The sequence below is a fragment of the Acidobacteriota bacterium genome (genome assembly GCA_018001935.1).
Classification (GTDB): Bacteria; Acidobacteriota; JAAYUB01; order JAAYUB01; family JAAYUB01; genus JAGNHB01.
The window spans coordinates 39,753-48,341 of the sequence record JAGNHB010000044.1 but is presented as its reverse complement, the minus strand read 5'-3'; the positions used below and the strand labels follow the sequence as shown (position 1 = coordinate 48,341).

Genomic DNA, 8,589 nt, shown 5'->3' with positions numbered 1-8,589 from the left:
CCACCGCTTCCCCCACCGCCCCCGCGACCCCCGCCGAGGGGCCCGCGACGTCCTCGGCGACGCCCGAAGCCCCCAAGAAGAGCGCTTATTCCCAGACCAAGGACATGGACTGGACGCTCACCCCGGAGCGCCGGGCGGCCATCGAGGCGGCCATCCCCGAGGCGAAGGGCTTCGTGGACGGCATGGCCATCGTCAAGGAGGTCGTCGAGAAGCAGGTCAAGGGCGACAAGGCCCGCGTCAAGCTCTTCCTCTCCAAGGCCAAGGGGAAGTACATCTACTTCGCCGCCCAGGTGAACCCCAACCCGTTCAACGACAACGCCAGCCTCAACCTGATCTTCAGCGAGGAGGGCCTGATGCCCGATTTCCTGATGGTCCAGATGGTCAAGCCCAAGGACCTGGACACCACGAAGTACAAGGAGCGCTACGGCGACTCCTCCGGGTACGTCTCCCCCTTCGTGGGCAAGCTCGGCGGGACCGACAGCCTGACCCTCGACCCGTCCTTCGACCTGCTGATCCCGGGGATCTGGAAGTAGGTTGTCAGGCTGAAGGTTGTCAGGCTGAAGGTCGGAGAGCGTTTCCCTTTCATTAGAGGCGTTCGACGGCCAGACGGGTCTGAGGGGGATGCCGGCTTCCCGTGCCCGAGCTTCAGCCTGAATCTCTACGGCCCGGTCTCTTTCTTTTCCGTTCGCTGCGGCCCCGTCCGGGGGGCCGCGTTTTTTTTCGCCCCCTGTGTTTTCCCCGAGTCCGTTTCCGGTTATAATCATCGAATCCCCGAAACCGAACTTCAAAGGAGGAAACACGAATGGGAATGATTGAGAAACACGACCCCGGCAGCTTCTGCTGGGTGGAACTGGGAACGGTGGACGTCAAGGGCGCGGAGACGTTCTACGGGGAACTCTTTGGCTGGACCTTCGAGGACAACTGCCCCGGCGGGGAGTGCAACTACTCCACCATCCGGCTGGAAGGGCTTTCCCTGGCCGGCTGCTACACGCTGTGCGAGGCGCATCGCGCCCAGGGGGTGCCGCCCCACTGGATGGGCTACGTGGCCGTCGAGGACGTGGCGGGCACGGCCGCCCGCGCCGGCGAGGCGGGGGGGCAGGTCCTGGCCGGGCCCATGGACGTCATGGACATGGGGAAAATGGCCGTCATCCGGGACCCGCAGGGGGCCGTCTTATCCCTCTGGCAGCCGGTCAAGCACGGCGGGTCCAAGGTCCGCGACGTCCCCGGCGCTTTCTGCTGGAACGAGCTGATCGTCAAGGACCCCGAGGCGGTCCTGGCCTTCTACAAGGCCGTGGCGGGCTGGGACGTGGTGAAGCAGGACATGGGCGGGTTCACCTACTACGTCTTCGTCAGCGACGACACCATGCGCGGCGGGATGATGGCCCTCGACCCCGCCTGGGGCGAGGTTCCGCCGCACTGGGCGGTCTACTTCAACGTCACCGACTGCGATGCCGTCGTCGCCAAGGCCGAATCGCTGGGAGCGAAGGTCCACATGCGGCCCACCGACATCCCGGGCGTGGGGCGTTTCGCCGTGATCGCGGACCCGCAGGGAGCCGTCTTCTCGGTGATCAAGATGGAGCCGCCCCAGTGCTGCGGCTGCGACGGGTGCTGCAGCTGAAGTGACTGTCCCTCGCCCCTCCACGGGGCGAGGGACCTATCTACGGGTTGTTGATCGCCGCCGCCCGGCTCTCCGCCCGCTCCCACGTCCGGATGAAGGCTTCCGCGCCGCCGAAGAGCATCGACAGCTCGGCGGGGGTGGCCCCCACGTTTTTCAGGTCCTGGATGAAATCCGGAAGCAGCCCGTAGTGTGCCATGCCGTCGATGTTCAGGTCGAAGTCCCGCACCCCTTCCACGCACTTCGAGAGCACGGGGTCGTCGTACCGGGCCGGTGTTTGCCAGTCGTGGTACCCCATCTCCCTCCACTGTTCCCACACGTCGTAGGCGGCCTGCTCCCACGCCGTCCGGTTGGCGTAGCCGTGGTAGGCCTTGAAGGCGGCCCGTGAATAGTCGCCGTTCGGGAGGGTCTTGTCGGGCTGGTTGCGGTCGATGCAGGCGGCCCAGTACCACCCGTAGTGGGCGCCGCTGATCTTCCCCCAGGAGATGTCGTCCCGGGGCACGCACCAGGGCTCGGGACCGATGTCGAACTTGTAGAAGGTCCCCTTGTCCACCTTGGCGAAGGCCAGGGCGGCCCCCTCCATGAACTCCCGCTGGAGGCCGTCCATGGGCTGGTGGTCGCCCGAGTCCCAGAATCGGCGGGCGTAGGGGGAGACCAGGCCGATGTCGTAGCGGACGCCGTGCTTCTGGGCCCTCGCCTCGTCCTTGATCCGGTGGTTGAAGGCGGCGTCCATCTCGCAGGCATGGCAGGCGTCGGTCCCGAACCGGGGGGAGGGCACGCCGTCGAAACCGTTGATGTCGGTCCCCAGGCAGACCCCTTGGCCGTTCATCTTCGGGAGGAGGGACCGGAGCTGCTGCAGGAACGAGAGGGAACTCCCCAGGCAGTTCCGGTCGTAGGAACCGGAGACGGTCGTCCAGTCGTCCGCATCCCCGTAGGGCACGTGGGCGTAGCGGTAATCCGTGAGGTAAATGTCGGGCTTCACGCCCCCCAGGACCGTCCCCAGTCCCACCACGCCCCCCAGGTCCCGGATGGCCTGGACCTGGTCGAGGTGGAGGGACCGCTCGTTGGACTGTTTCTCGGCGGGCTGCAGGTGCAGGTCGTCGCTGAGAGCCCTCAGGCCGGTGTGGGACGCCATGACCGGGTAGTCGAACTGCCGGGCCAGGGCGATGGTGTCCGCCTTGGCCTGGTCGGACATGTGGTCGAGATCCACCAGCATCCCCTTCTTGATCATGGCTTCGATGAACAGTTTCCCGAAGGGGGTGAGCCCCCGGGCGTTCCGGTGGGAATGCAGGGCTTCCTCGGCGGTGGTCAGGGTGACGTCCAGGTTCGGGAGGTCCGCCTGTTCCAGGAGTTCGCTGACCAGTTCCGCCATGCTCAGGCTGATGAGCAGGCTCAACGGGTCCCCCGGGATCAGCAGCGGGTTGGTGAGCGGGTTCCCGAAAAGGCCGTAGATGAAGACCGCGGGGTCGACGAGCCCCGGTTCGAGCTTCCGGTGGATGCCCCGGTCCCAGCCCTCCTTCAGGGTCAACCCGGTCCCGTTGTAGAAACGGTTGAGGATGTAGAACACCTCGCTGTTGACGGCCGTGCCCCCCACCCGGTTGTCTGCCAGGTGGACGGGGATGATGTGGCGGACCCCGAGCTTCCGGTAGGTCTCCAGGTAGTCCATGACCCGCTGGAGGTCCGCGGCCCGCTGGCTCGAGAGGTTGGAGAAGTACACGTTCTGCGCCAGTCGGTCCACCTCGATACCCAGCACCACCGCCAGCTTCCCCTCCGCGATGATCCGGCGGGCGTCGGCGGGCGTCAGGGCCAGCTCCGCCCAGTCGGGGGCCTGGTCGAGCAGCCACCACCGGGCCAGGTCCAGCTGGCTCTTGATGGAATCGTCGTCCCTGATCCCCGTGGGCCCGTGGCCGCCGATGCCGATCCCCGCCACGCTGAAGAGGGAAGCCAGGGCCTCGCAGTTCAGGGCGTCGGCCACCACCAGGCGGAGCCCGCCCTTCCAGGCCCGGCGCAGCCACCCCACCCAGGCCAGTTGGTGGTTCGTGGTGAGGTGGGAGGGCCACCCCTCGAAGTACGGCCAGCCGCCCCGGAAGTGGAACCCTTCCATGTTGAGGGGGATGTTGTGGTTGCAGTGGAGTGCGTCCTCGGGGTCCCCCTGGAAGTGCCCGTCCAGAACCCGGCCGTCCATGGCCCGCTGGGCGAAGAGGTGGGTGTGAAGGTCCGCCAGGCCCCAGGCGGGTTTCCTCTCGAAAAGGACAAAAGGCGCGTAAGCGGAGGACTGAACGGCATCCACCGTGATCCACGGGAAGGCGATCTCGCCGCCCCGCCCCGGGGTCACCACCGGGAGTTCCTCCCGGGAGTCCCGGAGAAACAGCGCGTTCCGGAGGCTGCCTAGGAAAGACACGGTCGCCTTGCGGTCGGGATGGGCCGCGAGGACCGCCTCGATTTCACCCCGGGCCTCGTCGATCACACCGAGGTGATCGCAGAACCGCCTCCGGATCGAGGAGGGGTCGGACTCGTCCACGATGCGCAACCGGGCCTTGCGACCTTTCAGCGCCCGCACGTCGAACCAGAGGGGGCGCAGGTGCCAGGTCCCCGGGCCGCACGTGAGGAGCTTCTCCTCCCAGACCCTGTTGTTCAGGGTTTTCAGGATCACCCGGGTCCCGGGGCCCCCGCCCCCGCCGACCCGCAGTCTCAGGTAGTCGGAGTCGAGGGTGAAATCGGGGGACTCGACCCAGCAGGGGGTGCGGGTCCGCTGCCGGGTGTTGAGAAAACACCGGCCCTCCTGCCCCACTTCCAGGATCACCCCCTCCCAGTAACTTCCCCCCAGCCGGGCGGGGTTGCGGCCGTCGGACAGGAGGATGTCCTGACCGCGGATCCCGCCCTCCACGCACCCGCCCCAGGGGTCCACCCGGGCAAGCAGGTTGGCCGGGGTCTCCGACCCCGCCCAGTCGAGGGTGGGCGGGAACAGGTCGTCCGGCGCGTACTCGAAGTCCCAGGCGATGCCGGCCCCCGCGGTGCCCGCCAGGGCCGCGAAAGACCACAAAAGGGCCTGCACGCGGCAAAGGACCTTTCCCCTTGTCCTTGACATCTTGACCTCCTGTGCGATTTGTCTTCGATTCGGCTCCTGCTTCCTTTATCCCCCGAAAACCCCGCTGCGGCTACTGGGACGTTCCCCCGAACGGCTGGGAGGAATCACCGGCTCCCCGGTTCGGGAAAAAAGAGGCGCTTCCCCGAAAAAAGCATGGACATTATTGTTCTTTGCGGTTATCCTGCACCGTTTAACCCCACTCATCTGGGTATTCCACTCGGAGGGATTGCATGAGTTTCAAGCGTACTTTTTCTGGGTTCCTTTTCATCCTCCTGGCCTTGCTCCTGACCGCCCCCGGCGTCGCGCAGAAGCAGGGCGAGAAGCTCGCCTTCGGCGACGACGACTCCCTCGAGGTCATCCGTGAGAAGATCCGACACAACGGGTACAAGTTCACGGTGGACCACAACCGGATCTTCGACATGAGCCCCGCGGAAAAGAAGGCCTTCTTCTCCCGCCGGCCCTCGGTCATCCCCGTGGGCCCGGTGGACAACTACGGGCCGCTGCTGAGCCTCGTGGGCAAGGTCGCCCTCCCCGCCGCCTTCGACTGGCGCAACGTGGGCGGCCACTCCTACATCGGCCCCGTCCGCGACCAGGGGAGCTGCGGCTCCTGCTACTCCTTCGGCGCCAACGCCTGCGCCGAGGGGACCTACAACTACGCCAACGGCCTCGTCGACGGCAACTGCATCGATTTCTCCGAGTCCTTCATCATCTGGTGCCTGGGCTCCATCGAGCCCTACAGCAGCCACTTCAGCGGCTGCAACGGCGCCGACTACGAGTACATGGAACTTCAGGCCCTGGTGGACATCGGCGTCTGCGACGAGGCCCACTTTCCCTACGTGACGAGCAACCCCGGCTGCACCCACTGGGGCGACCCCATGTACAAGTTCAACGGCTGGTACCGGGTCCCCTGCAACGACATCACCGCCATCAAGACCGCCATCTACACCTACGGCGTGGTGGACGCCGCCGTCTACGTCGACAGCGCCTTCTCGGCCTACAGCGGCGGGATCTACGAGAACACCTCCACCGAGTGCACCGGCTCCCCTACCTGCGCCTACGTCACCACCAACCACGCCATTTCGCTGGTGGGCTGGGACGACGCCGAGGGCGTCTGGATCCTTCGCAACAGCTGGGGAAGCACCTCCTGGGGCGAGGGCGGCTACATGCGCATCAAGTACACCTCGGCCCGCGTGGCCTGCTCGGTGTGCTACATGACCTACACCCCGGCGCCCAACGTGGTCCGCGACAGCGACGGCCTGACAGCGGAGAGCTGCTCCCCGGCCAACCAGGCCCTGGACCCCGGTGAGACGGTGGCCATGGACATCACCCTGAAGAACACCGGCTCCCTCGACACCACCAACCTCACCGCCACCCTGCTGGCGGGCGACGGCGTCACCAGCCCGGGCCCGGCACAGAACTACGGCGCCCTGACCGCCGGCGGGGCCGGGGTGACCCGGAACTTCAGCTTCACCGTGGACCCGTCGTACGCCTGCGGGGCGCCGGTCACCCTGACGCTTCAGCTCAACGACAACGGCACCGACCTCGGCACCCTGACCATCGCCAAGACGCTCGGGACGGTCACCGGCGGCGGGCTCACCTTCAGCTCCGGCGCCGTCTCCGCCCCCATCCCCGACAACAACACCACGGGTGTCAGCGTGCCGGTGGCCGTCAGCGCCTCCGGGCTCGTCGGCGGCGTCAAGGCCAAGGTCCGCATCGACCACACCTACGACGGCGACGTCACCCTGTCGCTGATCTCCCCCCTGGGGACCACCGTCGCCCTCTCCAACAAGCGCGGCAGCTCCGGCGACAACTTCGGCAGCGGCGCCCAGGACTGCACCGGCACCTACTGCGTCTTCGACGACGCGGCCGCCACCGCCATCGGCTCCGGCACCGCCCCCTTCGCGGGCAGCTACAAGCCCGACGGCACCCTGTCCACCTTCAAGGGCGAGGCCATGAACGGCACCTGGTACCTCAAGGCCGTCGACTCGGCCAGTTCCGACTCGGGGACCGTCTACTGTGTGGAACTGGAGTTCAGCCGCTCCGTGTGCTGCGGCCAGGTGGGGACACCCGACATGATCGCCGGCAGCAAGGCCCTCACCGCCGAGAACTGCTCCCCCGCCAACCAGGGCATCGACCCCGGCGAGACCGTCACCGTGGAACTCGGCCTCCTCAACGTCGGCGACGGCGCCACCACCAACCTCGTGGCGACGCTCCAGCCCGGCGGCGGGGTCACCAACCCCGGGCCCGCGCAGACCTACGGGGCCATGGCCGCCGGCGGCGCGGAAGTGAAGCGCTCCTTCTCCTTCACCGCCGATTCCTCCCTGACCTGCGGCGGGACCTTCACCGCCACCCTGCAGCTCCAGGACGGCGCCCTCGACCTGGGCACCGCCGATTTCGCCTTCAAGGTGGGCGCGACGCAGGCCGTATCCTTCGGCCCGTTCAACGGCGGCGCCGTGACGATCCCCGCCTCGGGCGCCGGCACGCCCTACCCGTCCACGGTCACCGTGGCCGGCGTGACGGGGACGGTGAGCAAGGTCACCGTCACCCTGAGCGGCCTGACCCACACTTTCCCCGGTGACATCGACATCCTCCTGGTTGGCCCCAACGGGCAGACCGTCATGCTGCTGTCCGACACCGGCAGCGGTACCGACGTCACCGGCGTCAACCTCACCTTCGACGACGCGGCCGCCTCCTCCGTGGGCTCCACCATCGTCTCCGGCACCTTCAAGCCCACCAACAGCGGCACCGCCGACGCCATGCCCTCCCCGGCCCCGGCCGAGCCCTACGGGACCACCCTGTCGGTCTTCAACGGCGTTGGCGCCAACGGCGACTGGAAGCTCTTCGTCCAGGACGACGCCACCCCCGACAGCGGTTCCCTGACCGGCTGGTCCCTCAACATCACCTCCGCGGACCCGGTGTGCTGCACCGGCGCCCCGCCCCCGGCGGCGGACCCCTACGACTTCAACGGCGACGGCTACACGGACATCCTGTGGCGCAACGGCACCACGGGCGCCCTGGGCGACTGGTACGTCACCCCGGCCGGCGCCGCGGCGGGGGCCCTCACGGGCACCGTGAGCGACGGCAACTGGCAGGTCTTCGGCTCCGGCGACTTCAACAGCAGCGGCATCGCCGACCTCATCTGGCGCAACGTCTCCACCGGCGACCTGGCCATCTGGCTGATGGGCGCCGGCGGCTACGACAGCACCGTGTCCCTCGGTTACGTGGACCCGGGCTGGAAGGTCCTGGGAGCGGCCGACCTCAACGCCAACGGCAACGCCGACATCCTGTGGCGCAACTTCAACGACGGGTACCTCTCCGTCTGGCTGATGTCCAACACGGTGGGCGTGCTGGGCTCCACCTTCGCGGGCGGGATCAGCTCCATGGAGTGGAAGGCGGTCGGTTCCGGCCACTTCGACAACGACGGGCGAGCCGACGTGCTGTGGTGGAACGCCACCACGGGCGTGCTGTCCATCTGGTTCGAGGACGAGAACGGCTGGCAGGGCGACATGTCGCCGGGAACCGTGGACACGACGTGGAAGATCACGGGGATCGGCGACGTGGACGGCAACGGGATCGACGACCTCCTGTGGCGCAACGCCACGTCGGGCGACCTGTCGGTGTGGTTCCTGAACAACGGCGGGACGGTGTCCGGGACGACGTTCCTGGGCGGGATCGCCGACCTGAACTGGAAGGTGAAGGGCGTGGGCTTCTTCAACAACGACGCCTACGCGGACATCCTGTGGCGCCACGCCACGTCGGGCGACACGGTGGTCTGGTACCTCTCCGGGACCGGCAAGATCGGGGAACTCTTCCTCGGCACGGTGGACCCGGTGTGGGTGACCCTCAACCAGGGGAACTTCCCCGGCCACACCGAGCTGCCGTAAGC

The 8,589-nt window shown here is 67.5% G+C and carries 4 protein-coding genes; 3 read left to right on the top strand and 1 reads right to left on the bottom strand.

The genetic code is table 11. From position 1 onward, the window contains the following. A partial coding sequence (locus KA419_15250) for a hypothetical protein (protein MBP7867293.1) occupies positions 1 to 533 on the top strand: 533 nt, incomplete at its 5' end. Between the two features lie 275 nt (positions 534 to 808). Continuing rightward, on the top strand, positions 809 to 1,618 hold the full coding sequence (locus KA419_15245; protein ID MBP7867292.1) for a VOC family protein: 810 nt from the start codon (positions 809 to 811) through the stop codon (positions 1,616 to 1,618). 40 nt (positions 1,619 to 1,658) lie between these two features. Here KA419_15245 and KA419_15240 read toward each other — a convergent pair whose 3' ends face one another. Continuing rightward, on the bottom strand, positions 1,659 to 4,703 hold the full coding sequence (locus KA419_15240) for a membrane dipeptidase (protein MBP7867291.1): 3,045 nt from the start codon (positions 4,701 to 4,703) through the stop codon (positions 1,659 to 1,661). A 230-nt stretch (positions 4,704 to 4,933) separates the two neighbouring features. Between KA419_15240 and KA419_15235 the strand changes: the two genes are divergently transcribed. Next, positions 4,934 to 8,587, top strand: coding sequence for a proprotein convertase P-domain-containing protein (locus KA419_15235; GenBank protein ID MBP7867290.1), 3,654 nt, complete (start codon positions 4,934 to 4,936; stop codon positions 8,585 to 8,587). The last annotated feature ends 2 nt before the right edge of the window (positions 8,588 to 8,589 follow it).

Coding starts and splice junctions, on each gene's coding strand:
- KA419_15245 (MBP7867292.1), top strand. CDS start 809: ATGATTGAGAAACACGACCCCGGCAGCTTCTGCTGGGTGGAACTGGGA.
- KA419_15240 (MBP7867291.1), bottom strand. CDS start 4,703: ATGTCAAGGACAAGGGGAAAGGTCCTTTGCCGCGTGCAGGCCCTTTTG.
- KA419_15235 (MBP7867290.1), top strand. CDS start 4,934: ATGAGTTTCAAGCGTACTTTTTCTGGGTTCCTTTTCATCCTCCTGGCC.